The following is a 25831-nucleotide window of genomic DNA, read 5'->3' on the forward strand; positions in this document are numbered from 1 at the left end:
TAACCGCGAACCTTTACCGGGGGTAACCCGTCAGTAAGTTACGCCCCGGTAACGATCGTTGAAGGGGGCACGGTTACTTCAGCGCGCTCTTGGCCTGCCAGTCGGACCAGGAGATGTTCCACTCGCCGTAGCCGTTGCCCGGGTCCGGGACGCCCTTCGAGCCGCTGCCGGTGACCTCGAAGGGGTCACCTATCTGGGCCTGGCCGTAGAGCCAGCCCGCGTTGCCGTCGCTCATGCCGACGCAGCCCGAGCTGTGGTTGGTGTTGCCGAAGTACGACGCGTTCCAGGGGGCCGCGTGCGCGTACATGCCCGACCAGGTCAGGCGCATCGAGTAGTCGACCATCTTGTCGTAGGAGCTGCCGAGGCCGACCGTCTCGGAGCGCATGTTGATCGTGCCCTCCTTCGACATCAGGACGGAGGTGCCGCCCCAGGAGGCCTTCTCGCCGCCGGGCGTGCCCGCCGACATCGGCAGCGACTTCACGGTCTTGCCGTCGCGTGTGAGCGTCGCCGTCTTGCTGTCCAGGTTCACCTTGACGACCTGGCTCTTGCCGATGGTGAAGTTCGTCGCGTAGTCGCGTACGAACCAGTCGTCGCCGCCCGAGTCGATGCCGTTGAGCCGCGCGTCCAGCTTCACCTTCGTGCCGGACTTCCAGTACTCCTTGGGCCGCCAGTCGACGCGGTCCTTGCCGTCGTAGTTCTTGATCCAGCCCCAGGAGCCCTCGGTGTCGTTCGAGGTCGTCACCTTCAGGTGCTTCTCGACCTCGGCCTTGTTGCGCACCGGGTTGTCGAAGGTGATCGACAGCGGCTGGGCGATGCCGACCGTGGTGCTCTTGCCCGGGGCGAGGGTCACCTTGTTGACCTTCTCGGGAGCGGCCGTCCTGAACGACGACTTCGCGCTGCCGCCCTCGGCGGTGGTCGCCTCCACCTTGTAGGCGGTGCCGGGCGCCGCCTTGCGCTCCGACGTCCAGGTGGTGCCGTTCGCCGACACCTTGCCGGACAGCGCGGCGCCCTTGTCGTCGGCGACCGTGACCTTCTTCAGCCTGCCGTCGGCGAGGCTGACCCGCACGGGCTTGCCCGCCTCGGCCTTCTGGCCGGTGAGGTTCACCTTGATCTGCGGCTTCTCGGCGGCCTCGGCGGAGGACGACTCGCCGCCGCCCGAGCAGGCGGTCAGGGCGGCGGTGAGCACCGCAAGGCCCGCGGCTGCCGCGTGGCGGGTGCGAAGCGGGCGTCGGCGGCTCGTGGAGCTCTGGGGGGTCAAGAACGTACCTCCGTGCGAATGTGGAACTGCACGGAGAGAGCCCTGAAGGCGGCTTCAGGTTGCCCGATGTGCGGAAATTGCCTGCTAGGTCACAGAAGGGCCCCGTGTGTGTCGACGCCGGGTGAGCGCGGAGTCACTTGGCGCGATGGGAGTTGCGCACCGACGGGGTGGGGATCGGGGTCTGGGCAGCGCGCGTGACGTCCGCGACGAGCTCGACGACGTCGGGTCCGTACGCCTGCGAGTTGACGACCTTCAGGAGCAGGACGAAGGAGTTGTTGCCGTGCTTGCGGGCGAGCTTCTCGTGGTGGCGGGCCAGATAGCGGGTGGCCGCCTGGCTGGTCACGGCGCGCTGGCCGCAGAAGAGGAAGACGGGTCTCGCCTCCTGCCCTTGGTCGGCGGTGAGGCGGGCGAGGATCACGTACTCGTTGAGACCGGCCTCCAGGCGGTAGCGCTCGGCGCCGATCTGGAAGGCCCCGCGGTCCGGCACGGGTTCCGGCTCCGAGTTCACGCGGACGCCGGGCAGCAGGGAGTGCATGTGCGCGGCCATGCGGCGGTTCGCCACCGGATTGCCCACGCAGAACTCGGTGCGTTCGCCGAAGCCCTGCTGGGCCGCGTCGTGCGCGACGACCTGGGCGTGCCCGCCGCACTCCTTGATCACGCCGGACAGCTCGATGAGGGCGAGCACGTCCTGGCGCACCACGGTCAGCTCGGGCCCGCCCGCGTCACGGTTCACCACGAGCAGCGACTCGGCGTTGTCGGGCAGCCCGAAGAAGGCCTGCTTGCGGCGGAGCCTGCGCTTCCACAGGTAGCCGCGGGCGAGCCAGCCAAGGACGGCACTGATGCCGACCGCGATCAGGCCGAGGACGAGGTTGCGCACGTCTTCAGTCATGGCGCCGCATGCTAGCGGGCCACCGGACCCGTGTTCGATGAGGTCCTGACGCGGCGGGCACCGCGAAGTTACGCTGCGCAGACGTTTGTTGACTGGAGGTACGAATGCGTCGCGCTGTCGTACGTAATCTGACGCTATTGGCGGTCGGAGGGGTATTGGTGTCGGTCGGTGCGGCCGCGCCCCCTTCGCCTACGCGCTCAGCGGAACCGGCCTCGCCCACGCGCGCGGCGGAATCCGCCGCGCCGGAGAAGACGCCGGTCGCCGTCGGCCACGGCGGTGCCGTCGCCAGCGTCGACCCGGACGCCTCGGCGGCCGGCATCGAGGTCCTGAGGAAGGGCGGCAACGCCGTGGACGCGGCCGTCGCCACCGCCGCCGCGCTCGGCGTCACCGAGCCCTACTCGGCGGGTGTCGGCGGCGGCGGATACTTCGTCCACTACGACGCGAAGACCCACAAGGTCAGCACCATCGACGGCCGCGAGACCGCCCCGCGCACCGCCGGCTCCGGCCTCTTCCTGGAGGACGGCAAGCCGATCCCCTTCGACCAGGCCGTCACCAGCGGCCTCGGCGTCGGCACCCCCGGCACGCCCGCCACCTGGCAGTCGGCGCTCGACGCCTGGGGCAGCCGGAGCCTCGGCACCCTGCTGAAGCCCGCCGAGCGGCTCGCGCGCGACGGATTCACCGTCGATCCGACGTTCCGCTCGCAGACGGAGACGAACGAGAAGCGGTTCAGGGACTTCCCTGCCACGGCGAAGCTGTTCCTGCCCGGCGGCAAGCTGCCGGTGGTCGGCTCGACGTTCAAGAACCCCGACCTGGCGCGCACTTATCAGGAGCTCGGCCGCAAGGGAGTCGAGGCGCTGTACCGGGGTGACCTCGCCAAGGACTTCGTGCGGACGGTGAACAAGCCGCCCGTCGACCCGGCGGCCGACCGCGTGGTGCGGCCCGGCGACCTCTCCCTCAAGGACCTCAAGGCGTACGCGGTCAAGCGCCAGGCCCCGACCAAGACCTCCTACCGCGGACTCGACGTGTACTCCATGGCGCCCTCCTCCTCCGGCGGCACGACCGTCGGCGAGGCGCTCAACATCCTGGAGCGCACCGACCTCTCCAAGGCGTCGAAGACGAAGTACCTGCACCGCTACATCGAGGCCAGCCGCATCGCGTTCGCCGACCGGGGGCGCTGGGTGGGCGACCCGGCCTTCGAGGACGTACCGACGAAGCAACTCCTCTCGCAGCGGTTCGCCGACTCGCGGGAGTGCCTGATCAAGGACACGGCGGTGCTCAAGAGCCCGCTCGCACCCGGCGACCCCCGTCACCCGGCGCCCTGCGGCAAGGGCGACGAGGCGGCCCCGACGACGTACGAGGGCGAGAACACCACGCACCTCACCGCCGCCGACAAGTGGGGCAACGTCGTGGCGTACACCCTCACCATCGAGTCCACGGGCGGCAGCGGCATCACCGTCCCTGGCCGCGGCTTCCTGCTCAACAACGAACTCACCGACTTCTCCTTCGCGCCCGCCGACCCCGCGGTGCACGACCCGAACCTGCCGGGGCCCGGCAAGCGGCCGCGCTCCTCGATCTCCCCGACGATCGTGCTGAAGCACGGCAAGCCGGTGGTGGCCCTCGGCTCGCCGGGCGGCGCGACCATCGTCACCACCGTCCTGCAGACCCTGACGGGCTTCGTCGACCGTGGCCTCCCGCTGGTCGACGCGATCGCCGCGCCGCGCGCCAGCCAGCGCAACGCCGCGCAGACCGAGCTCGAACCGGGCCTCTGGAACAGCCCGTCGCGGGACTCACTGGAGGCGATCGGGCACTCCTTCAAGCAGAACCCGGAGATCGGCGCGGCCACGGGCGTGCAGCGGCTGCCGGGGGGCAAGTGGCTCGCGGCGGCGGAGAAGGTCCGCAGGGGCGGCGGCTCGGCGATGGTGGTGCGCCCCGAGAAGTGAGAGCGGCGCCGGGGGCCGCGGTGAGGCGGCCCCCGGCGGTCGTACGGCTACGCGGCGGGTGACGCCGCACAGTTCTGCTCCAGCTCGTTCGCGGCCCAGCGGATCGACGACTCCGGGTCGTCGTGCAGGTACCGCAGGACGGGCAGCGCCTCGCGGACCGCGGCCAGCTGCGCGTCGCCGCGGCCGCCCCGCGCCCGGCGCACGTCGGCGAGGTCCGCGATGAGCAGCAGCAGCGTGCTGCGGGACGTGTTGTCCGGGTCCGTCATCAGCTCGACCAGGAACGGGATCGCGGGGACCGCGGCCGTCGACGCGGCGTCCTTGGAGACCAGCAGCCGGTACAGGTCGTGGACCGCGTCCATGGCCGTCTTCTTGTCGTCCGACGCGACCTTGCCGATGAGGTCGGGGACCATGTGGCCGGGCCCGCGCGCGGTCCACAGGGACCCCCAGTCGACGGCGTCCAGGCGCAGCCGGAGGTCGCGGTGCGGCCACAGCTTCGCGGTGTCCAGACGGAGAGACGAGGTGCCGTGGTCGTCGGTGACGTGCAGGGTTCCGTCCGCGTCGAGGCCGAGGAAGCGGATGCCGGTGCCGAGGCGCAGGGACGCCACCGCGTCGGACCCCAGGTCCCAGAGGCGGACCAGGCCGTCGGCCCAGGCGGCGGCGAGCGCGGGGCCGGTCTCCAGCTGGGCGAGGGCGAGCGCGCGGACGGGTGTGGCGCGGCGGGCGAAGGGGGCGCGCAGCGGCTTGCGGCGAGTGCTCCAGTAGCGGATCACGCCGTGCTCGTCGCCGCTCAGGACGAGCCGCTTGCCGTTGCCGAGCCCGAGGCAGGCGAGCGCGGTGACCGGGGCGCGGTGCAGGGCGAGGCTGATGGTCTCGGGGGACTCGTCGTCGGTCTCCAGGACGTGCACCCAACCGTCCGCGTCGCCCGCCACGAGCGTCGTCGCGTTCCGGTCGGCGGCCACGGAGCGCAGGGCGCCGGGCGGGTGTACGAGCGCGGCGGCGGCGCCGGGCACCGCGGGCGGGGCGCTGTGGCCGCGGGAGACGACGCTCCAGCGGCCCCGGGGGTCGGTGACGCCCTGCGCCAGGGAGACGGGGCCGAGATTCTCCAGGGGCGCGGGCACTTCCGTGGGCGGGCTGATGGCCTTGTCGCCGGACCAGTCGACGCCGAGGGTCTCGGCGACCGCGACGAGCGCCTCGCGCGTCCGGGCGTTGATGACGAGCGCGAAGTCGGCGCCCGGCCCGCGCCCGTGCCGTACGACCGCGTCCGGAGCGCCGTACGACAGCGCGTCCGTCCCCATCTCCTGCCAGGGCAGCAGCCCGAGTTCACGGTACGAGGACGTCAGGCGCCGGACGATCTCCGGGTCCGCCTCGACGACCGCCCTGCGCACCCGCAGCGTCCAGCCGTAGTGCGCGGGCAGCCGCTCGAAGGCCAGCTGCGTCAGGAACTCGGAGAGCGACCCGCTCTGCACGACCCACTCACCGCGCAGGCTCACGACGACGCGCGGGTCGGGCAGTTCGGCGTCGGCGGCGAGATAGCCCCACTCGTGGCTGTAGTGGTACTCCGACATGAAGACGCAGACGCGGCGGTCGCCGCCCGGCGCCACGAGCGGGCTGTCCGCGGGCAGTTCGAGCTCCGATATCGTCGGCGGCCACTGCGTGTGGACCCAGTACAGGCGCGGGTTGAAGGCGAAGGAGTTGAGCGGGGAGTCCCACCACTCGTTCAGGGCCTGCGGGACGGGCAGCTCCCAGTCGATGCCGTCCGTGCGGTTCTCGCCGCCCCACCGGGAGTGCCCCGGCTCGCCGCCCGGATCCTCGTACCCCCACTCCTCCTGCACCGCGTGGAGCAACTCCCAGCGTTGGCCGCCCTGTTGCCACGCCCGCAACCGGTCCGCGAACTGTCCGTAGTCAATGATCTCTCGGGTCACCGGAGAAGCGTACGGATGATCAAGGTCGGGGACTGTCCCCGAAGGGTCACAGTGCCGTGAGGATCCTGGGACCGTCCTCGGTGATCGCGACGGAGTGCTCGGCGTGCGCCGCGCGGCTGCCGTCGTTCGTGCGGAGCGTCCAGCCGTCCGGGGCGGGGTGGTAGCCGTCGCCGCCGCCCGCGATCACCATCGGCTCGATGGCCAGGGCCATGCCGGGACGCAGGGGCATGCCGCGGCCGGGGCGGCCCTCGTTCGGGACGCCGGGGTCCTCGTGCATGCGGCGGCCGATGCCGTGGCCGCCGAAGCCCTCCGGGATGCCGTACCCCTCCTTGCGGCAGACGGTGCCGATGGCGTGGGCGATGTCGCCGATGCGGTTGCCGACGACCGCCGCCGCGATGCCCGCCTCCAGGGCGCGCTCCGCCGTCCGGATCAGGCGCTCGTCCTCGGGCCTCGGGGTGCCGACGGTGAAGCTGACCGCCGAGTCGCCGGCCCAGCCCGCGAGCTCGGCGCCGCAGTCCAGGGAGACGAGGTCGCCGTCGCGCAGCCGGTAGGAGGTCGGGATGCCGTGGACGATCGCGTCGTTGACCGAGGCGCACAGGACGGCGGGGAAAGGGGTCGGGGCGAAGTGGGGGCGGTAGCCGAGGAAGGGGGAGGAGGCGCCGGCCTCGCGCAGGACGTCGTGGGCGACCGCGTCCAGGTCGAGCAGGGAGACGCCCGGGGCCGCGGCCTCGCGGGCGGCGGTGAGGGCCTGGGCGACGATGCGGCCCGCTTCGCGCATCGCGTCGATCGATTCTGCTGTCTTGAGTTCCACCATGCCAATAACTATACCGGTATTTGAATGCCGGTATACAAATGGGCGTCGGGGTAGAGTGGGGGCATGGTTCGGACTCCTTTGACCCCGGAAGAGCGCGAGCGCGGCGAGCGTCTCGGGGTGCTTCTTCGTGAGGCCCGCGCGGAGCGGAGCATGGTTTCGGTCGCCGCGGAAGCGGGTCTCTCGGCGGAGACGCTGCGGAAGATCGAGACGGGGCGCGCACCCACCCCCGCGCTGTTCACGGTCGCGGCGCTGGCCTCCGTGCTCGGGCTCTCGCTGGACGAGCTGGTGCAGCGGTGCGAGCTGGTGGTGGCTTGAGTGAGGCCGTCATAAAACTGCATGTAGTCGTCCCGTAACACGTCTGGTGTTATCTTCCGGACCGGAAGACTCCAGGCTTCACGGGACGGTGCTGGTCAGATGGCAGTGGGACAACTCCCGGTTCAGGTCAGGGAGTTCGCGAGATACCTGAGTGAGCTGCTCGGGCGGCTCGACCAGTCGGCGGGCTGGTGCGGCGTGTTCTGGCAGCGCGATCCGGACGGCATGCGCGCCTGTCTGGAGGGCGCGGAGGTGCCGCCCTGGGACGTGGTGCAGGCGCTGCTCCACGACCTCGCGGCCGACCGCGGCCTCCCGGAGGCCGAGCGCGAGACCGACACGGCGCGCATGCTGCACCGGGCCTCCGTCGCCGCGTACGACGCCCGGCCCGGCGGCCGCGAGCTGCTCGGCGACCGGCTCGACATGATGCTCACGGAGCAGCGGATCGCCCTGGAGCGCCAGGCCGACCTGACGCGGCAGCTGGGCACGGCCGCCGACCCCGACGACATCGACCGCATCAACCTCGACCTCGCCTGGGTCCGCGACGACCACGACCGCGCGACGGCCCGCTGCGCCGAGATCCAGGCACGGATGGACCGCCTCGACGACGCGCAGCGGCCGTCGTGGGTCGACCTGGGCACGGCGGCGGGCGACGGACCGGGCGACGGACCGCACGTACCCCGGCAGGACCCCGCGCCCGCCGCGGAAGACCTCTACGGCACGGAGGACCTCTACGGCACGGAGGGCCCCTACGGCACGGAGGGCCCCTACAGCACGGAGGACCTCTACGACGCGGAGCCCCGGCCCGAACCGCCGCCCGAGCCCCGGCCCGAACCCGTGTCCGACGCCGTGCGCGAGCTCATCAAGCTGCGCGGCGAGGGCCGCAGCGGCGAGGCGCACGGCGTGCTCGTCGAGGCCGCCGGCTGGCCCGCGGAGCTGCTGCCCTCGTTCGCCGCCGAGCTGCACCGCGCGGGCCTCGCCGCCGACTGGGCGACGCTGCTGTGGGAGGCCGCCTCGCTGCCGCCGGACCGCCTCGTCGCCCTCGCGGACGCGCTGGCGGGAACCGGCCGCGCCGACGACTGCAGGAAGCTGCTGCGGCAGGGGGTCGCGCGTCCCGCGCCGGAGATCGCCGAGGCGATCGTCGCGCTGCTCGACGCGGGCCGCGAACGCGAGGCCCGCGCCCTGCTCGACTCGTACCTGCGCGTCCGCACCCCCGAGGACGTGGCCCGCTGCGCGCACACCGACCCGCACCGGCTCATACCCCTGCTCCTGGAGGCGGCACGGGGAGTCTCCGAGGAGCACCACTGGGACCTGGTGCACGCCCTGCGCGTGGCCGGATTCAGCGCCTGACCGCGGGCAGCCGTCGCCCGCACGGGTGCGAATCATGATCGTCTCTGCCGGTTGACGGCGATGGTCTTGCTCAGCCCCTCGGGGGAGGCTTACGTTTCTCGGATCCACGCAGCAGATCTACGTGCGTAGAGGCTCATCGACGTCCTCATCAAGGGCATACGAAGGAGCAGCTCATGGCCAACGTCGTACGCGCCGCACTGGTCCAGGCGACCTGGACAGGCGACACCGAATCCATGATCGCCAAGCATGAGGAACACGCCCGCGAGGCGGCCCGGCAGGGCGCCAAGGTGATCGGCTTCCAGGAAGTCTTCAACGCCCCCTACTTCTGCCAGGTCCAGGAGGCCGAGCACTACCGCTGGGCCGAGCCCGTGCCGGACGGCCCCACGGTCACCCGCATGAAGGAGCTCGCGCGCGAGACCGGCATGGTGATCGTCGTCCCCGTCTTCGAGGTCGAGCAGTCGGGCTTCTACTTCAACACCGCCGCCGTCATCGACGCCGACGGCAGCTACCTCGGCAAGTACCGCAAGCACCACATCCCCCAGGTCAAGGGGTTCTGGGAGAAGTACTACTTCAAGCCGGGGAACCTGGGCTGGCCCGTCTTCGACACCGCGGTCGGCAAGGTCGGCGTCTACATCTGCTACGACCGTCACTTCCCCGAGGGCTGGCGCCAGCTGGGCCTGAACGGCGCCCAGATCGTCTACAACCCCTCCGCCACGTCCCGCGGCCTCTCCGCCTACCTCTGGCAGCTCGAACAGCCCGCGGCCGCCGTCGCCAACGAGTACTTCATCGCCGCGATCAACCGCGTCGGCCAGGAGGAGTACGGCGACAACGACTTCTACGGAACCTCGTACTTCGTCGACCCGCGCGGCCGGTTCGTCGGCGAACCCGCGAGCGACAAAACCGAGGAACTCGTCGTCAGGGACCTCGACTTCGGCGTCATCGAGGAAGTACGCCAGCAGTGGGCGTTCTACCGCGACCGCCGCCCCGACGCCTACGAAGGGCTGGTGCAGCCGTGACCGATCTGTACGACCGCCACCGGGCCGTGCTGCCCGACTGGCTCGCGCTCTACTACGAACGGCCGATCGAGCTCACCCACGGCGAGGGGCGCCACGTCTGGGGCGCCGACGGCAGGAAGTACCTCGACTTCTTCGGCGGCATCCTCACCACCATGACGGCCCACGCCCTGCCCGAGGTCACCAAGGCGGTGAGCGAGCAGGCCGGGCGGATCATCCACTCCTCGACGCTCTACCTCAACCGCCCGATGGTCGAACTCGCCGAGCGCGTCGCGGCGTTGTCCGGCATCCCCGACGCCCGCGTCTTCTTCACCACGTCGGGCACCGAGGCCAACGACGCGGCCCTCCTGCTCGCCACCGCGCACCGCCGCTCCAACCAGATCCTGGCGATGCGCAACAGCTACCACGGCCGGTCCTTCACGACCGTCGGCATCACCGGCAACCAGTCGTGGTCGCCCACCAGCCTCTCGCCGCTCCAGACGCTGTACGTCCACGGCGGCGTCCGCGGCCGCGGCCCCTACGCCGCCCTGAGCGACGCCGAGTTCACCGCCGCCTGCGTCGCCGACCTGCGGGACATGCTCGGGCAGGGCCGCGGGGGAGTGGCCGCGCTCATCGCCGAACCGGTCCAGGGCGTCGGCGGGTTCACCTCGCCGCCCGACGGGCTGTACGCCGCGTTCAAGGAAGTCCTGGACGAGCACGGCATCCTGTGGATCTCCGACGAGGTGCAGACCGGCTGGGGCCGCACGGGCGACCACTTCTGGGGCTGGCAGGCCCACGCGCGGAACGGGCCGCCGGACATCCTCACCTTCGCCAAGGGCATCGGCAACGGCATGTCCGTCGGCGGCGTCGTGGCCCGCGCCGACGTCATGAACTCCCTCGACGCCAACTCCATCTCGACGTTCGGCGGCTCCCCGGTCACCATGGCGGCCGGCCTCGCCAACCTCGCGTACCTCCTGGAACACGACCTCCAGGGCAACGCGCGGCGCGTCGGCGGGCTCCTCATCGAGCGGCTGCGCGCGATCTGCGCCCAACTGCCCGTCGTCCGCGAGGTGCGCGGGCGCGGCCTGATGATCGGCATCGAGCTGGTCGAGCCCGACACGGGCCGGCCGAACCCGCAGGCCGCCGCGGCCGTCCTCGAAGCGGCCCGCGAGGGCGGACTGCTCATCGGCAAGGGCGGCGGGCACGACACCAGCGTGCTGCGCGTCGCCCCGCCGCTCTCGCTGACCGTCGCGGAGGCGGAGGAGGGCGCCGCGATCCTCGAACGGGCCCTGCGCGGCGCCTAGTTCAAGGACGGCCGGCACGGTTTTCGTACAGGACCGCAGGAAAGGGAGCGCACCACATGAGGACCCGCACTCTGATCACCGGCGGCCTGGTCATCACGGCCTCCGACGAACTGCCCGTCGACGTCCTGGTGGAGGACGGCCGCGTCGCCGCCCTCGCCACCCGCGACAGCCACGGCTGGACGGCCGACCACGTCATCGACGCGTCCGGGAAGTACGTCATCCCGGGCGGCGTCGACGCCCACACCCACATGGAGATGCCGTTCGGCGGCACCCTCGCCGCCGACACCTTCGAGACCGGCACCCGCGCCGCCGCCTGGGGCGGCACGACCACCATCGTCGACTTCGCGATCCAACCCAAGGGCGGCACGCTCGCGGAGGGCCTCGACACGTGGCACGAGAAGGCGGCCGGGCGGTGCGCGGTCGACTACGGCTTCCACATGATCATGTCCGACGTGAACGAGTCCTCGCTCAAGGAGATGGACACCCTCGTCTCCTCCGGCGTCACCTCGTTCAAGCTGTTCACCGCCTATCCGGGCGTCTTCTTCTCCGACGACGGACAGATCCTCCGGGCGATGCAGCGCGCGGGCGCGAACGGCGGCCTCGTCATGGCGCACGCGGAGAACGGCCTCGCCATCGACGTCCTGGTGGAACAGGCGCTGGCGCGCGGCGAACGGGACCCCCGCTACCACGGGGAGGTCCGCAAGGCGCTCCTGGAGGCCGAGGCGACGCACCGGGTCATCCGGCTCAGCCAGGTGGCGGGCGCCCCGCTGTACGTGGTGCACGTGTCGGCGCGGGAAGCCGTCGCCGAGCTGACCCGGGCACGCGACGACGGACTGCCTGTCTTCGGCGAGACGTGCCCGCAGTACCTCTTCCTGTCGACCGACAACCTCGCGGAGCCGGACTTCGAGGGCGCCAAGTACGTCTGCTCGACCCCGCTGCGCCCCAAGGAGCACCAGGCGGTCCTGTGGCGCGGGCTGCGCACGAACGACCTCCAGGTGGTCTCCACGGACCACTGCCCGTTCTGCTTCAAGGGGCAGAAGGAAATGGGCCGCGAGGACTTCTCGAAGATCCCCAACGGCATGCCCGGTGTCGAGAACCGCATGGACCTGCTGCACCAGGCCGTCGTCGACGGGCACATCAGCCGCCGCCGCTGGATCGAGGTGGCCTGCGCGACGCCGGCCAGGATGTTCGGCCTGTACCCGAGGAAGGGCACGATCGCGCCGGGCGCCGACGCCGACATCGTCATCTACGACCCGCACGCCGAGCAGGTCATGTCGGCGCGGACCCACCACATGAACGTGGACTACTCCGCCTACGAGGGCAAGCGGGTGACGGGACGTGTGGAGACCGTGCTGTCCCGGGGCGTCCCGGTGATCGACAACCGCACGTACACCGGGCACGCGGGGCACGGTTCGTTCCTGGAGCGGGGGATCTGCCAGTACGTGTGAGTGCCGCTGCTCGCGGGCGACTTCACGCGATGTGACCCGGGTCACTTTGGGGGCCTCTTGGCTCGAAGGCGCCGTCCGTGTCACTATTTCTGCACGCCGACTCTGCCCAAAAACCGCCGCGAGGCCGTGGGTTGAGTCCCGCGGCCGCCGGTCGGTACAGGCGAGACCGAGTCTCTGCTCGGTGCAGTACCGATACCCCCTCGCATTCCATGCATGCCTGCCTTGTCGCGGGTCATCACGCATGCCCTGATTGACGATCCTAAGCCGAACTGCTTGATGCGCTCTTGTTCGCGACAGACGCCAAGATCCAGATTCCAGTGGAGGAACAATGTCAGAGTTCGCCAATCTCGAAGAGCTGTACTCGGTCATCGAGAAGACGGCTCGGCTGGTGGACGTCACCGCCTCGCGTGACAAGGTCTGGCCCATCCTCAATGCCTACGAGGACGTCGTCGGGCAGTCCGTCATCTCGTTCCGCGCCTCGACCGGCAGCAGCGCCGACGACCTCGACGCCCGCTTCACGATGCTCCCGAAGGGCTTCGACCCGTACGCCCGCGCCCTGGAGCACGGCCTCACCCCGAAGACGGACCACGCCGTCGGCAGCCTCCTGAAGGAGGTCCACGCGAACACCCCCATCACCAGCTGCGGCGTCGACTTCGGCGTCGCCGGGGGCTTCACGAAGACCTGGTCCTTCCCCAGCGCGGAGAACCTCATCAAGGTCTCCGACCTCGTCGAGCTCCCGTCGATCCCGGCCGCCGTCGCCGCCAACCTCGACTTCTTCAAGAAGTGGGGCATCGACGAGATGGTCAGCACCGTCGGCATCGACTACTCGAAGCGCACGATGAACCTGTACTTCGGCGGCGGCGTCGGCGACCGCGTGCCGGCCGAGGTCTTCGAGGAGAAGGGCGTCCGGGCGATCCTCGGCGAGCTCGGTCTCTCCGAGCCGAGCGAGGAGCTCCTGCGGTTCTGCGAGCGCTCGTTCGTCATCTACGTGACCCTGAGCTGGGACTCCCCGGCCATCAACCGGTTCACGTACTCGGTCATGACGCCGGAGCCGCTGGGCCTGCCGATCACCTTCGCCCCGACCTTCGAGCGCCTCATCAAGGAAGCGCCGTACGACACCACGGGCCGCAACTACGTCTACGGCATAGCGTCGACGCCCAAGGGCGAGTACCACAAGATCGCCTCGTACTACCAGTGGCAGAAGCGCGTGGAGAACCTGCTGCGTTCCGACTCCTGACCATCGGCCGCCCGTCGGGGGCCGAAGTTGCGGGGCCTGCGGAGAGGAAGTCCCCTTCCTCTCCGCAGGCCCTTTTCTCTGGAACGGCTCATTCATTCCTAGAAATCTGGATGATGCGATCTCCATGCGGAAAAGACAAAGGGAGCTGAGTGCGTTGACGACACCGAGCTCAGCGGAAGGGGTGTCAGAAATCCGTCGCGCTCGCTCCGTCGGAATCGGTCGCGCCCACGCGAAGACCATTTTGCTGGGGGAGCACGCGGTCGTCTACGGCGCTCCCGCCCTCGCGCTCCCGGTGCCGCAGCTCGCGGTCACGGCGAGCGCCGGCTGGTCCGCGCAGTCACCCGGTGACGCGGGCGACGTGTCGCTGACCATGACCGGATCTGCCTCCCGGCCGGTGGCCACCCAGGCCTCCGACTGGCTCCGGCGACTCAGCGCCGAGTTCCGGAAGACCATGAACGTCTCCGACGACGTACACCTCGACGTGATCCTGGACTGCGCCATCCCGCCGGGCCGCGGCCTCGGCTCCAGTGCCGCCTGCGCACGCGCCGTGGTGTTCGCGCTCGCCGACCTCTTCGACCGCGAGGTCACGCCGCAGACGGCGTTCGACCTCGTCCAGACCGCAGAGAACGTGGCCCACGGCCGCGCGAGCGGCGTCGACGCCACCGCCGTCGGCGCGCCGGGGCCCCTGCTCTTCCAGCAGGGGCGCTCCGAGGAACTCGCCATCGGGTGCGAGGAGTTGTTCATCATCGCCGACAGCGGCGAGGTGGGCAGGACCAAGGACGCGGTCAGCATGCTCCGCGAAGGCTTCCAGCGTCACGCCGGCGCGCAGGAGAGCTTCGTACGCCGCGCAACGGACCTCACCGACGAGGCCCGGCACGCACTCGCCGACGGAAAGCCCGAGGAGCTCGGCACGCGCATGACGGAGTATCACGAGCTGCTCCGCGCCGCCGGGTTGAGCACCGACCGCATCGACGCCCTGGTCGAAGGGGCGCTCGCGGCCGGCAGCCTCGGCGCCAAGATCACGGGTGGCGGCATGGGCGGCTGCGTCCTCGCGCTCACCCAGTCCGAGCAGGCGAGCGCGGTGACCCGGCGGCTGCACGAAGCCGGCGCCGAACAGACATGGGTCGTACCGCTGAGGGGATTTGCCGGCCATGGTCGCTGAACAACAGGCCACCGCGGTGCTGACCGCACCGACGGGCACCACGGGCAGCGCGACCGCCGTCGCGCACCCGAACATCGCACTGATCAAGTACTGGGGCAAGCTCGACGAGCGGCTCATCCTGCCGCGCACCGACAGCCTCTCGATGACCCTCGACATCTTCCCCACCACCACCCGCGTGCGACGCAGCCCCGGAGCCGGTCACGACGAAGTGACGCTCGGCGGCAAGCCCGCCCAGGGTGAGGCCGAGCGGCGCATCGTCACCTTCCTCGACCTGGTGCGCGAGCGCGCCGGGTCCGCCGACCGCGCCGTCGTGGACACCGAGAACACCGTCCCCACCGGTGCGGGCCTCGCCTCGTCGGCGAGCGGCTTCGCCGCCCTCGCCGTCGCCGCGGCCGCCGCCTACGGCCTCGACCTCGACGCCACCGCCCTGTCCCGCCTGGCCCGGCGCGGATCCGGGTCGGCGTCCCGTTCCCTCTTCGGGGACTTCGTGGTCTGGCACGCCGGACGCCACGACGCCCCCGAGGAGGAGGCGGACCTCAGCTCGTACGCCGAGCCGGTCCCGGCCGGGCCGCTCGACCCCGCCCTCGTCGTCGCCGTCGTCAACGCCGGACCCAAGGACGTGTCCAGCAGGGCGGCCATGCGCAGGACCGTCGACACCTCACCGCTCTTCGAACCGTGGGCCGTCTCCAGCAAGGCCGACCTGGCCGACATGCGCGAGGCGCTCGGCCGCGGCGACCTCGAAGCGGTCGGCGAGATCGCGGAACGCAACGCTCTCGGCATGCACGCCACGATGCTGGCGGCCCGCCCCGCGGTGCGCTACATGTCGCCCGCCTCGCTCACCGTCCTCGACAGCGTGCTGCAACTCAGACGGGACGGCGTCCTCGCCTACGCCACCATGGACGCCGGACCCAATGTCAAGGTGCTCTGCCGCAACGCGGACGCCGACCGGGTGGCCGGTGTCGTCCGCGGCGCCGCGCAGGGCGGCGCCGTCCACATCGCACGCCCCGGCCCCGGCGCCCGGCTGCTGACCGGGGACGGAAGGTGACCGGACGGCCGACCACCGTCCGGCGCGCGCCGGGCAAACTGTTCGTCGCCGGCGAGTACGCGGTGGTGGAGCCGGGCAACCCGGCCATCCTCATCGCCGTCGACCGGTACGTCACCGTCACCGTGTCCGACCCCGGCGACCCCGGCGTCGTACTCTCGTCCGACCTCACCCCGCACACGGCACACTGCCGATGGCGGGACGGCCGGCTGGACGGCACAGACCCGCGGGACGAGCAGCTGCTCCACGAGAGCTTCACCCACGTCGCCGCGGCCATCGAGACCGTCGGCCGGCTGCTCGCCGAACGCGGCCTGCCCGCACCCGCGCTCGACGTGTCGGTCAGCAGCGAACTCCACGACAACGGCACCAAGTTCGGATTCGGGTCCAGCGGCACGGTCGTCGTGGCGACCGTCGCCGCCATGGCGGCCCACTGCGGCCTGCGCCTGACGCGCGACGCCCGCTACCGCCTCGCGATGCTCGCCACCGCGGGCCTCGAACCCAAGGCCTCCGGCGGCGACCTCGCCGCGGGCACCTGGGGCGGCTGGATCACCTACCGGGCACCCGACCGGGCCGCCGTCCTCGACCTCGCGGGCCGGGCGGGCATCGAGGAGGCCCTGCGCGTGCCCTGGCCCGGCCACGAGGTACGCGCACTGCCGCAGCCCGCGGGCCTCGCACTGGAAGTCGGCTGGACCGGGACGCCGGCCTCCACCTCGTCCCTCGTCTCCGGCCTCGACCGGCGGACGTGGCGGGGCAGCGCCTCGCACCAGAAGTTCGTGGAGACCAGCAACGACTTCGTGCGGGCCGCCGTCGACGCGCTTGAGGGCGGCGACGGAGAGGGACTGCTGCGGCAGATCCGGCGCGCCCGGCACGAGCTGGCCCGCCTCGACGACGAGGTCGGGCTCGGAATCTTCACGCCACGGCTGACCGCGCTGTGCGAGGCAGCCGAAGCCGTCGGCGGCGCCGCCAAGCCCTCCGGGGCGGGCGGCGGCGACTGCGGCATCGCGCTGCTCGACGCCGAAGCGGCACAGGACATAGCCCACGTACGGAAACGGTGGACCACGGCGGGCGTGCGGCCCTTGCCGATCCGTCCCGCCATGGAAGGGAACGCAGAATGATCTCTCAACGCAAGGACGACCACGTCCGGCTCGCTGTCGAGCACCAGCGCCAGCACAGCGGACACAACCAGTTCGACGAGGTGTCGTTCATCCACCACGCGCTGGCCGGCATCGACCGGCCGGACGTGTCCCTGGCCACGACCTTCGCCGGCATCTCCTGGCCGGTGCCCCTCTACATCAACGCGATGACCGGCGGCAGCGTCAGCACCGGCATCATCAACCGCGACCTGGCCATCGCCGCCCGCGAGACCGGCGTCGCCGTCGCCTCCGGGTCCATGAGCGCGTACTTCAAGGACCCGTCCTGCGCCGACACCTTCAGCGTGCTCCGCAAGGAGAACCCCGACGGGTTCGTACTCGCCAACGTCAACGCGACGGCCTCGGTCGACAAGGTGCAGCGCGCCATCGACCTCGTCCAGGCCAACGCCCTGCAGATCCACATCAACACCGCGCAGGAAACGCCGATGCCCGAGGGCGACCGGTCGTTCTCCTCCTGGGTCCCGCAGATCGAGAAGATCGCGGCGGCCGTCGAGGTCCCCGTCATCGTCAAGGAGGTCGGCAACGGCCTCAGCCGCGAGACCGTCCTGCTCATCGAGAGCCTCGGCGTCCGGATCGCGGACCTCGGCGGCCGCGGCGGCACGGACTTCGCCCGCATCGAGAACGGCCGGCGCGAACTCGGCGAGTACGCGTTCATGCACGGCTGGGGACAGTCCACCGCGGCCTGCCTCCTCGACACGCAGGACGTCGGCATCCCCGTCCTCGCCTCCGGCGGCGTGCGCAACGCGCTCGACGTCGCCCGTGCCCTCGCGCTCGGCGCGTCCGGCGTCGGCGCCTCCGGCGGATTCCTGCGCACCCTGAAGGACGAGGGCGTCTCCGCGCTGATCGCGCAGATCTCGACGTGGCTCGACCAGCTCGCCGCCCTGCAGACCATGCTCGGCGCGCGCACCCCCGCCGACCTGACGCGCTGCGACCTGCTCATCCGCGGTGAACTCCGTGACTTCTGCGCCGACCGAGGCATCGACACGGGACAGTTCGCGCAGCGCTCCCGCTCCGTCGAGGCCGCCCACCAGCTGACGGGGAGCACCCGATGACCGAGACCCACGCGATCGCCGGCGTCCCGATGCGGTGGGTCGGCCCGATCCGCATCTCCGGGAACGTCACCACCACCGAGACCCAGGTCCCCCTCGCCACCTACGAGACGCCGCTGTGGCCCTCCGTGGGCCGCGGCGCCAAGGTGTCCAGGCTCGTCGAGGAAGGCATCGTCGCCACGCTCGTCGACGAGCGGATGACCCGCTCGGTGCTCGTCGAGGCGACGGACGCACAGACCGCCTACGTCGCCGCGCGGGCCATCGACGCGCGCATCGACGAGCTGCGCGACGTGGTCCGCGGCTGCAGCAGGTTCGCCCAGCTCATCAACATCCGGCACGAGATCAACGCCAACCTGCTCTTCATCCGCTTCGAGTTCACCACCGGCGACGCCTCCGGCCACAACATGGCGACGCTCGCGTCCGACGCGCTCCTGAAGCACCTGCTCGAGACCATCCCCGGCATCTCCTACGGGTCGATCTCCGGCAACTACTGCACGGACAAGAAGGCCACCGCGATCAACGGCATCCTCGGCCGCGGCAAGAACGTGGTCACGGAGCTGCTGATCCCGCGGGACATCGTCACCGATGTGCTGCACACGACGGCCGCGAAGGTCGTCCAGCTGAACATCCGCAAGAACATGCTCGGCACCCTGCTCGCCGGCGGCATCCGTTCGGCGAACGCCCACTACGCCAACATGCTCCTCGGCTTCTACCTCGCCACCGGCCAGGACGCGGCCAACATCGTCGAGGGCTCGCAGGGCGTCACCATGGCCGAGGACCGCGACGGCGACCTCTACTTCGCCTGCACCCTGCCGAACCTGATCGTCGGCACGGTCGGCAACGGCAAGGGCCTCGAGTTCGTGGAGACCAACCTCGCCCGGCTCGGCTGCCGGGCCGACCGCGAGCCCGGCGAGAACGCCCGCCGCCTCGCGGTGATCGGCGCGGCGACGGTCCTGTGCGGTGAGCTCTCGCTCCTCGCCGCCCAGACGAACCCCGGCGAACTGATGCGTGCACATGTCCAGTTGGAGCGCGGCAACAAGACGGAAAAGGTCGGTGTGTAGGGCATGGCCAGTGACTCAGGCATAGGAATCCACGATCTGTCGTTCGCGACGACCGAGTTCGTGCTGCCGCACACGGCGCTCGCCGAGTACAACGGCACGGAGATCGGCAAGTACCACATCGGCATCGGCCAGGAGTCGATGAGCGTGCCGGCGGCCGACGAGGACATCGTCACCCTGGGCGCCGCCGCGGCCGCCCCGATCATCGAACGGCACGGCAGCGAGCGCATCCGCACGGTCGTCTTCGCCACGGAGTCCTCCATCGACCAGGCCAAGTCCGGCGGCGTGTACGTCCATTCGCTGCTCGGGCTGCCTTCGGCGGCGCGCGTCGTCGAGCTGAAGCAGGCCTGTTACGGGGCGACCGCCGGGCTTCAGTTCGCGCTGGGCCTGGTGGCCAGGGACCCCTCGCAGCAGGTCCTCGTGATCGCCAGCGACGTGTCCAAGTACGAACTGGACAGCCCCGGCGAGGCCACGCAGGGCGCGGCCGCCGTCGCGATGCTGGTCGGCGCCGACCCGCAGCTCATCAGGTTCGACGGCCCATCCGGACTGTTCACCGCGGACGTGATGGACTTCTGGCGGCCCAACTACCGGGACGCCGCGCTCGTCGACGGGCAGGAGTCGATCTCCGCCTACCTCCAGGCCGTCGAGGGCTGCTGGAAGGACTACACGGAGCAGGGCGGCCACTCCCTCGACGAGTTCGCCGCGTTCTGCTACCACCAGCCCTTCACCAAGATGGCGTACAAGGCCCACCGCCACCTGCTCGAGTACTGCGGCCACGACGCCGACAAGGACGCCGTCGAGCGGGCGCTCGGCCAGACCACGGCGTACAACCGGGTCATCGGCAACAGCTACACGGCGTCCGTGTATCTCGGCCTCGCCGCACTGCTCGACCAGGCCGACGACCTGACCGGCCGCTCCATCGGCTTCCTCAGCTACGGCTCGGGCAGCGTCGCGGAGTTCTTCGCGGGCCAGGTCGTCCCCGGCTACCGCGACCGGCTGCGCACCGCCGAGCACCGCAAGGCCATCGAGCGCCGCACGGTCCTCGACTACGCGGGCTACCGGGAGCTGCACGAGCGGAAGTTCCCGACCGACGGCGGGGATTACCCGACGCCGGTGCAGAGCGGCGGGCAGTTCCGTCTCGCCGCCCTGCGCGGCCACAAGCGCATCTACGAACGGCGGTAGGCGCATGACGGACATGGCGACCGACATCGCCGTTCTCGGCACCGGCCACTACGTGCCGGACCGCGTCGTCTCCAACGACGAGGTCGGGGCGCCGGCCGGGGTCGAGGGCGAGTGGATCGTCCGCAAGACCGCGATCCGGGAGCGGCGCTGGGCCGCGCCGGACGAGGCCACATCGGACCTGGCGGTCCACGCCGCACGGGCCGCACTGGAGTCCGCGGGCATCACCGCGGCCCAGCTGTCCGTGATCGTGGTGGCCACGTCGACGCCGGACCGGCCGCAGCCGCCGACCGCGGTGTACGTGCAGCAGAAGCTGGGCGCGCTCGGCGCGGCCTCCTTCGACGTCAACGCGGTCTGCTCGGGCAGCATGTACGCGCTGTCCGTGGTCGAGGGCATGCTCGCGCGGCGGGGCGGCCACGCCCTGGTGATCGGCGCGGACGTGTACTCGCGGATCCTGAACCCCGCCGACCGCAAGACGGTCGTTCTGTTCGGCGACGGCGCGGGGGCCATGGTCCTCGGCGCCGGAACCGGCGGCACCGGGGCCCGGGTGCGGCACGTCGCGCTGCACACCTTCGGCGAGCTCGCGGACCTCATCCGGGTGCCCGCCGGAGGCAGCAGGCAACCCCCCGACCAGGCCGTCCTGGACGCGGGACTCCAGTACTTCGCGATGGACGGACGCGAGGTGCGCCGCTTCGTGCTGGAGCAGCTGCCGCAGCTCACCAAGCAGTTCCTGCACGAGGCGGGTGTGGTGCCCGATGACATCGCGCACTTCGTGCCGCACCAGGCCAACGGCGTCATGCTCGACACGGTGATCGGGGACCTGTCCCTGTCCCGCGCCACCACGCACCTGACGCTGGAGCAGTACGGCAACACCGGCGCGGCCTCCATCCCGATCACGCTGGACACGGCGGCCCGCGAGGGCGCCTTCAGCCGCGGCGACCTGATCCTGATGGCGGGCTTCGGCGGCGGCATGGCCGCGGGACTCGCCCTTCTCGAATGGTGAAGGGCCCCGGCGCCTGAAGGCCGCCCCGGCGGTCACCCCCGAAACGGGCCGGGGAGCTCCACTTCCCCCAAGCGAGCTCCCCGGCCTGGCAGTACCCCGAACCTTTCGTCACCGCGCCGCAGGAGGCACCGCGTGATCACGGAGAAGGAGCCCGGCACCGGCCTGGCCGCCCGCGTACCGGGATCCAAGAGTCTGACCAACCGGCTGCTGCTCCTCGCCGCCGCGGCCGACGGCACGAGCACCGTCCGCGCGCCGCTCGTCAGCGAGGACACGGTCGCCTTCCGCGAGGCGCTCGACGTGTGCGGCATCCCGGTGCAGGCGGGCCCCGCGGACACGTTCTGGACCGTGACCGGCACCGGACGCGGCCCCACCGGCTCCGCACGCCCCTGGTGCGCCGACGCGGGGACCGCGGCCCGCTTCCTGCCGCCCTTCGCCGCCACCGGACACGGCACCTTCCTCTTCGACGGCTCGTCGCAACTGCGCGCCCGCCCGCAGCGCCCCCTCATCGAAGCGCTCCGCGCCCTGGGCGCCGACCTCGAACCGGGCCCCGGCAACGGACTCCCGCTGCTGATCCGCGCCCACGGCATCGAGGGCGGCGACCTCTCCGTGGACTCCTCCCTGAGCAGCCAGTACCTCAGCGGTCTCCTGATGGCGGCCCCCCTCATGCGCCGCGGCCTGCGGATCCGCACCGGAGCCCTGGTCAGCCGCCCCTACATCGACATGACCCTCGCCCTGATGCGCCGCTTCGGGGCGCGCGTCGACGAGAGCGCCGACGGCACCATCGCCGTCGCACCGGGGCCCTACGCGGCCACCGACATCGTGGTCGAACCCGACGCGTCCTCCGCCTCGTACGTCTTCGCGGCGGCCGCCGTCACCGGACGCACCGTCACCGTGCCCGGCCTCGGCACCGACAGCCTCCAGGGCGACCTGCGCTTCGTCGACGTGCTCCGGCGGACCGGCGCCGACGTCCGCGTGGGCCCGACCGCCACCACCGTGACCGGCAACGGCCCGCTCCGGGGCGGCTTCACCGTCGACATGGGCGAGATCTCCGACACCTTCATGACCCTCGCGGCCATCGCGCCGCTCGCCGACGCGCCCATCACCATCACCGGCGTCGCCCACGCGCGGCTCAAGGAGTCCGACCGCGTCACCGCCATGGCGGAGAACCTGCGCGCCTGCGGCATCGAGACCGCCGAGGGACCTGACCGGCTCACCATCCACCCCGGGACGCCGCGCCCCGCCCGCATCGCCTGTCACCGCGACCACCGGATCGCCATGTCGTTCTCGGTCCTCGGGCTCGCCGTGCCGGACACGATCTCGCTGGACGACCCGGACTGCGTGGCGAAGACGTTCCCCGAGTTCCACGACGAGATGCGCCGCCTGTTCCAGGACCGGCTCTGAGTACCGACAGCACCACGGAGGAGCACCGTTGAGCAGGTTGCGTTGGCTGACCGCGGGGGAGTCGCACGGACCCGCGCTTGTCGCGACGTTGGAGGGTCTTCCCGCCGGCGTTCCGGTGACGACGGAGATGGTGGCGGATCATCTGGCGCGGCGGCGGCTGGGGTATGGCCGGGGTGCGCGGATGAAGTTCGAGCGTGACGAGGTCACGTTTTTGGGCGGGGTCCGGCATGGGCTGAGCATGGGCTCGCCGATCGCGGTGATGGTGGGCAACACGGAGTGGCCCAAGTGGGAGCAGGTGATGTCGGCCGATCCGGTGGACCCGGAGGTACTGGCCGACCTCGCCCGCAATGCCCCGCTGACGCGGCCGCGTCCGGGCCACGCCGATCTGGCGGGGATGCAGAAGTACGGGTTCGACGAGGCGCGTCCGGTGCTTGAGCGGGCGTCGGCGCGGGAGACCGCGGCGCGGGTGGCGCTGGGTGCGGTGGCGCGGTCGTTCCTGAAGGAGACGGCGGGCATCGAGATCGTCTCGCATGTGACGGAGCTGGCGGCGGCCAAGGCCCCGTACGGGGTGTACCCGACGCCTGCGGATGTGGAGAGGCTGGACGCGGATCCGGTGCGCTGTCTGGATGCGGATGCGTCGAAGGCGATGGTCGCGGAGATCGACCAGGCGCACAAGGACGGCGACACCCTGGGCGGTGTCGTGGAGGTCCTGGCGTATGGGGTGCCGGTGGGGCTGGGTTCGCATGTGCACTGGGACCGGCGTCTGGACGCGCGTCTGGCGGCGGCGCTGATGGGCATTCAGGCGATCAAGGGTGTGGAGGTCGGCGACGGCTTCGACCTGGCGCGGGTGCCGGGGTCGAAGGCGCACGACGAGATCGTGACCACCGAGGACGGCATCCGGCGTACCTCGGGTCGCTCGGGTGGTACGGAGGGTGGTCTGACCACGGGTGAGTTGTTGCGGGTGCGGGCGGCGATGAAGCCGATCGCGACCGTGCCGCGGGCGTTGGCGACGATCGATGTGGCGACGGGTGAGGCGGCCAAGGCGCATCACCAGCGCTCGGACGTGTGTGCGGTGCCGGCGGCCGGGATCGTCGCGGAGGCGATGGTCGCGCTGGTCCTTGCTGATGCGGTGGCGGAGAAGTTCGGCGGGGACAGCGTTCCCGAGACGCGCCGCAACGTGCGGTCCTACGTCGAGACCCTGCGCTTCCGCTGATACGAAGGGAGGCGACCTCCTCAAGAGGCCGCCTCCACCAGTGCTCCGTCGCGCTCTACCCTGCTCTCTCCCGCTGAGCAGGCCGTGCGTCCCGCGAAGCCGTTCCTACGTCAATACCCGCGCCGGACAGCCGTCACGCGGCCTCCTCGCGCTGCCGGTCCATGAGGTGCCGCAGGACGAGCCACTCCCGTACTTCCCACGCATGTCCCGCGGAACAACGGATGCTGCCGTTCCCGACCGTCGCGCCGGAACCGTGGGGTGAGGCGTCGATCGTGCCCGTGCACCGGTCCACCACGCACCGCCGGGTGAGCGGAGTCCGGTCGCCCGGGTCGGGGTCGATGACACGCAGCAGTTCGGTCCGCAGGCCCTGGATCTCGGCGGCGAAATCCTCGGCCGGCGGCTGGGCGGTGAGCCACTCCAGGTGGTGCAGGAGAAAACCCGTCAGGTGCGGTACGGAACGGCCCGGGACCGTGCCCCCGAGTTCATCCGCCGCGTAAATCGCCCACGATTCCAGAATGGCGACGATATTGCTCCGGGTGTCGAGCACGGAAACGTTCAGACGGTCCCGTCTGCGGCTCCCGGACACCTTGGTGGGGTTGCGCCGCCGGGACGTGGCCATGACGTGATGGAGGCCTTCTTGATGGAGGCCGGGAAGCGAACGCAGATCGCGCTCCAGCTTTCCGACACAGGCGTCGCAGAGCAATGAGCCGGTGGTGGTGTCACGTATCTCCGCTCTGTGGTTTCCCGAGCATGAGTGAATCTCCATGGGTTGTGTCTCCTTGTTGTGGCTGGACGGCCCGTGGGACCGCCCCGGTCAAGTGGTTCTGTTGTGTGTGTCGTGCTGGATCCGGAACGTGACGAACTCGGCGGGCCGCAGGGCGGCGAGGCCGACGTCGAGGTTCACCCGGCCGTTCGCCACGTCCTCGGGGGTGTTGTTGGTGTCGTCGCAGACGACCTCGAAGGCCTCGGCGGCGGACGCGCCGGGCAGCGCGCCCTGCCGCCACAGGCCCTTGAGGAACGTCGTGGTGGACTGACGTATGAGAGCCCGCAGTTGGGCCGAGTTGGTGTCGAACGCGGCCCAACGGGTGCCCTGTTCGAGCGAGGCGCGGGTGTAGTTCACCAGACGGCGCACGCCGAGGTCCGCCCAGTCGGCGTCGGTGGACAGCGTCCGCGCGCTCAGCACCCGGACGCCGCGCCCCTGGACGAACCGCAGGCAGTTCACCCCGTGGCCGGTCAGCGACTCCCGTTCGTGCTCGGACAGTTCGCGTTCCTGCTTGATCACGCCCACCAGCGCGCCCACCGGCGTCGTATGGACGCCCTGCTCCGTGTCGCCGCGGCAGCACATCCCCGACACATGACCCGAGGGCGGGACCAGACGTTCGTGTCCGCCGACCTCCGTCACCGTGATCCACGGATAGTGCACGGCGACGAACCGGGCGTCCGGCTCCGCGAGCCCGAACGGCCTGTGGCGCACATCGGCGGGGTCGAGGCCCTGGCGGGTGTGCAGCAGGGCGACCCGGTGTCCCACGCGGCCGCAGTGCCCGGCGATCTCCCGCGCGACGCGGTCCGCGTCCTCCGCCACCCGCCACAGGTCCGGAGCCACCACGAGGCTGACCTCCGGCAGCCGCTCCAGCCTGGCCAGAGCCGACCGGTAGGCAGAGACCCGGTCCTGCTCGCCCTCATCGCCGCCCGTCGCGGCTTCCCCCGTCCCCAGGACCCATGCCCCGCCACCGCCGTTGCGGAAGTGGCCGAGCACGGCGTCGTGGATGTGGGACGGCGGCTCCCCCTCGTTCCTGCGCGGCGAGAACGCCTCGAGGAACTCCAGCGGATGCCGTACGAAGGCGGGCTTGGCCGGCAGGCCGGGGGCGTCCCCGATGAAGGCCGCCACCGAGGTGTGCACGCCGTGGATGAAAGGCGCGCCGTGGCCCGCTCCGCGTGCGACGTCCGCCTCGTCCGCCTCCCGGAGCCGGACACCCGGGCCGAGGGGGCCGGTGGTGGTTGCTGTGCGCGGTTGATTCGGCTGCTGTTGTGGCATGCAGACTCCTCGGACACGACGTGAGGGAGATCCGCGGCCGGGTGGCGCGGACCGGAGAGGCCGGCCTTGGGCCCG

Annotated in this window: 22 protein-coding genes; 16 read left to right on the top strand and 6 right to left on the bottom strand. The window is 71.2% G+C overall.

The annotated features are described in order from the left end of the window. Positions 1-73 precede the first annotated feature (73 nt). Both DEJ49_RS30035 and DEJ49_RS30040 read right to left on the bottom strand, forming a co-directional pair. Positions 74-1258, bottom strand: a complete 1185-nt coding sequence (locus DEJ49_RS30035; protein ID WP_150187005.1) for an Ig-like domain-containing protein — start codon at positions 1256-1258, stop codon at positions 74-76. A gap of 133 nt (positions 1259-1391) precedes the next feature. Further along, entirely contained in the window at positions 1392-2147 is a 756-nt protein-coding gene (locus DEJ49_RS30040; protein WP_150187006.1) for a hypothetical protein, read from the bottom strand. Positions 2148-2251: 104 nt separating this feature from the next. On the opposite strand from DEJ49_RS30040, the gene ggt reads away from it, so the two are divergent. After that, a complete protein-coding gene (ggt, locus tag DEJ49_RS30045; protein WP_150187007.1) occupies positions 2252-4087 on the top strand; it encodes a gamma-glutamyltransferase in 1836 nt (611 codons plus the stop codon). A gap of 47 nt (positions 4088-4134) precedes the next feature. Here ggt and DEJ49_RS30050 read toward each other — a convergent pair whose 3' ends face one another. Together DEJ49_RS30050 and map are read right to left on the bottom strand one after the other, a co-directional pair. Then, positions 4135-6009: a WD40 repeat domain-containing protein gene (locus DEJ49_RS30050; protein WP_150187008.1), complete on the bottom strand. Its 1875-nt coding sequence runs from the start codon at positions 6007-6009 to the stop codon at positions 4135-4137. 46 nt (positions 6010-6055) lie between these two features. Beyond that, positions 6056-6823 carry a type I methionyl aminopeptidase gene (gene map / locus DEJ49_RS30055; protein WP_150187009.1) on the bottom strand — a complete coding sequence of 256 codons (768 nt, stop codon included), beginning with the start codon at positions 6821-6823 and terminating at the stop codon, positions 6056-6058. 63 nt (positions 6824-6886) lie between these two features. Here map and DEJ49_RS30060 point away from each other — a divergent pair, with 63 nt between their 5' ends. The 15 genes from DEJ49_RS30060 (at position 6887) to aroC (ending at position 23721) form a co-directional block, all read left to right on the top strand. Continuing rightward, a complete protein-coding gene (locus DEJ49_RS30060) occupies positions 6887-7138 on the top strand; it encodes a helix-turn-helix domain-containing protein (RefSeq protein ID WP_150187010.1) in 252 nt (83 codons plus the stop codon). A 99-nt stretch (positions 7139-7237) separates the two neighbouring features. Then, the gene (locus tag DEJ49_RS30065; protein WP_190329492.1) at positions 7238-8482 is read left to right on the top strand and encodes a hypothetical protein; all 1245 of its coding nucleotides are present in this window, start codon (positions 7238-7240) and stop codon (positions 8480-8482) included. Between the two features lie 173 nt (positions 8483-8655). Then, entirely contained in the window at positions 8656-9498 is an 843-nt protein-coding gene (locus tag DEJ49_RS30070; RefSeq protein WP_150187011.1) for a nitrilase-related carbon-nitrogen hydrolase, read from the top strand. Further along, complete coding sequence (locus DEJ49_RS30075; protein WP_150187012.1) at positions 9495-10778, top strand: aspartate aminotransferase family protein; 1284 nt, start codon at positions 9495-9497, stop codon at positions 10776-10778. The genes DEJ49_RS30070 and DEJ49_RS30075 overlap by 4 nt, the downstream gene beginning before the upstream one ends. 56 nt (positions 10779-10834) lie before the next feature. Next, complete coding sequence (gene hydA / locus DEJ49_RS30080) at positions 10835-12226, top strand: dihydropyrimidinase (protein ID WP_150187013.1); 1392 nt, start codon at positions 10835-10837, stop codon at positions 12224-12226. Between the two features lie 328 nt (positions 12227-12554). Beyond that, positions 12555-13463: an aromatic prenyltransferase gene (locus DEJ49_RS30085; RefSeq protein WP_150187014.1), complete on the top strand. Its 909-nt coding sequence runs from the start codon at positions 12555-12557 to the stop codon at positions 13461-13463. Between the two features lie 124 nt (positions 13464-13587). Further along, positions 13588-14625, top strand: a complete 1038-nt coding sequence (gene mvk / locus DEJ49_RS30090) for a mevalonate kinase (protein ID WP_150187015.1) — start codon at positions 13588-13590, stop codon at positions 14623-14625. Beyond that, the gene (gene mvaD, locus DEJ49_RS30095; RefSeq protein ID WP_150187016.1) at positions 14615-15670 is read left to right on the top strand and encodes a diphosphomevalonate decarboxylase; all 1056 of its coding nucleotides are present in this window, start codon (positions 14615-14617) and stop codon (positions 15668-15670) included. The genes mvk and mvaD overlap by 11 nt, the downstream gene beginning before the upstream one ends. Next, the gene (locus DEJ49_RS30100) at positions 15667-16782 is read left to right on the top strand and encodes a phosphomevalonate kinase (RefSeq protein WP_150187017.1); all 1116 of its coding nucleotides are present in this window, start codon (positions 15667-15669) and stop codon (positions 16780-16782) included. The genes mvaD and DEJ49_RS30100 overlap by 4 nt, the downstream gene beginning before the upstream one ends. Continuing rightward, positions 16779-17870 (top strand): type 2 isopentenyl-diphosphate Delta-isomerase, encoded by a 1092-nt coding sequence (gene fni / locus DEJ49_RS30105; RefSeq protein ID WP_150187018.1) that lies wholly within the window; start codon positions 16779-16781, stop codon positions 17868-17870. The genes DEJ49_RS30100 and fni overlap by 4 nt, the downstream gene beginning before the upstream one ends. Then, a complete protein-coding gene (locus DEJ49_RS30110; protein ID WP_150187019.1) occupies positions 17867-18928 on the top strand; it encodes a hydroxymethylglutaryl-CoA reductase in 1062 nt (353 codons plus the stop codon). The genes fni and DEJ49_RS30110 overlap by 4 nt, the downstream gene beginning before the upstream one ends. Before the next feature lie 3 nt (positions 18929-18931). Continuing rightward, the gene (locus DEJ49_RS30115; protein WP_150187020.1) at positions 18932-20107 is read left to right on the top strand and encodes a hydroxymethylglutaryl-CoA synthase; all 1176 of its coding nucleotides are present in this window, start codon (positions 18932-18934) and stop codon (positions 20105-20107) included. 4 nt (positions 20108-20111) lie between these two features. Beyond that, positions 20112-21107: a 3-oxoacyl-ACP synthase III family protein gene (locus tag DEJ49_RS30120; RefSeq protein WP_150187021.1), complete on the top strand. Its 996-nt coding sequence runs from the start codon at positions 20112-20114 to the stop codon at positions 21105-21107. 132 nt (positions 21108-21239) lie between these two features. Further along, positions 21240-22508 (top strand): 3-phosphoshikimate 1-carboxyvinyltransferase, encoded by a 1269-nt coding sequence (gene aroA, locus DEJ49_RS30125; protein WP_223833044.1) that lies wholly within the window; start codon positions 21240-21242, stop codon positions 22506-22508. 28 nt (positions 22509-22536) lie between these two features. Further along, on the top strand, positions 22537-23721 hold the full coding sequence (gene aroC, locus DEJ49_RS30130) for a chorismate synthase (protein WP_150187022.1): 1185 nt from the start codon (positions 22537-22539) through the stop codon (positions 23719-23721). A gap of 133 nt (positions 23722-23854) precedes the next feature. Here the strand turns inward: aroC and DEJ49_RS30135 are convergent, their stop codons facing one another. Together DEJ49_RS30135 and DEJ49_RS30140 are read right to left on the bottom strand one after the other, a co-directional pair. Beyond that, complete coding sequence (locus DEJ49_RS30135) at positions 23855-24340, bottom strand: hypothetical protein (RefSeq protein WP_223833045.1); 486 nt, start codon at positions 24338-24340, stop codon at positions 23855-23857. Between the two features lie 195 nt (positions 24341-24535). After that, a complete protein-coding gene (locus DEJ49_RS30140; RefSeq protein ID WP_150187024.1) occupies positions 24536-25756 on the bottom strand; it encodes a phage tail sheath family protein in 1221 nt (406 codons plus the stop codon). Between the last annotated feature and the right edge of the window lie 75 nt (positions 25757-25831).

The organism is Streptomyces venezuelae, assembly GCF_008642335.1.
In the GTDB taxonomy this organism is placed as follows: Bacteria; Actinomycetota; Actinomycetes; order Streptomycetales; family Streptomycetaceae; genus Streptomyces; species Streptomyces venezuelae_F.

Coding starts and splice junctions, on each gene's coding strand:
- DEJ49_RS30070 (WP_150187011.1), top strand. CDS start 8,656: ATGGCCAACGTCGTACGCGCCGCACTGGTCCAGGCGACCTGGACAGGC.
- fni (WP_150187018.1), top strand. CDS start 16,779: ATGATCTCTCAACGCAAGGACGACCACGTCCGGCTCGCTGTCGAGCAC.
- DEJ49_RS30085 (WP_150187014.1), top strand. CDS start 12,555: ATGTCAGAGTTCGCCAATCTCGAAGAGCTGTACTCGGTCATCGAGAAG.
- DEJ49_RS30120 (WP_150187021.1), top strand. CDS start 20,112: ATGACGGACATGGCGACCGACATCGCCGTTCTCGGCACCGGCCACTAC.
- DEJ49_RS30110 (WP_150187019.1), top strand. CDS start 17,867: ATGACCGAGACCCACGCGATCGCCGGCGTCCCGATGCGGTGGGTCGGC.
- DEJ49_RS30065 (WP_190329492.1), top strand. CDS start 7,238: ATGGCAGTGGGACAACTCCCGGTTCAGGTCAGGGAGTTCGCGAGATAC.
- mvaD (WP_150187016.1), top strand. CDS start 14,615: ATGGTCGCTGAACAACAGGCCACCGCGGTGCTGACCGCACCGACGGGC.
- DEJ49_RS30060 (WP_150187010.1), top strand. CDS start 6,887: ATGGTTCGGACTCCTTTGACCCCGGAAGAGCGCGAGCGCGGCGAGCGT.
- DEJ49_RS30135 (WP_223833045.1), bottom strand. CDS start 24,340: ATGGCCACGTCCCGGCGGCGCAACCCCACCAAGGTGTCCGGGAGCCGC.
- ggt (WP_150187007.1), top strand. CDS start 2,252: ATGCGTCGCGCTGTCGTACGTAATCTGACGCTATTGGCGGTCGGAGGG.
- map (WP_150187009.1), bottom strand. CDS start 6,823: ATGGTGGAACTCAAGACAGCAGAATCGATCGACGCGATGCGCGAAGCG.
- DEJ49_RS30115 (WP_150187020.1), top strand. CDS start 18,932: ATGGCCAGTGACTCAGGCATAGGAATCCACGATCTGTCGTTCGCGACG.
- DEJ49_RS30140 (WP_150187024.1), bottom strand. CDS start 25,756: ATGCCACAACAGCAGCCGAATCAACCGCGCACAGCAACCACCACCGGC.
- DEJ49_RS30040 (WP_150187006.1), bottom strand. CDS start 2,147: ATGACTGAAGACGTGCGCAACCTCGTCCTCGGCCTGATCGCGGTCGGC.
- hydA (WP_150187013.1), top strand. CDS start 10,835: ATGAGGACCCGCACTCTGATCACCGGCGGCCTGGTCATCACGGCCTCC.
- mvk (WP_150187015.1), top strand. CDS start 13,588: ATGCGGAAAAGACAAAGGGAGCTGAGTGCGTTGACGACACCGAGCTCA.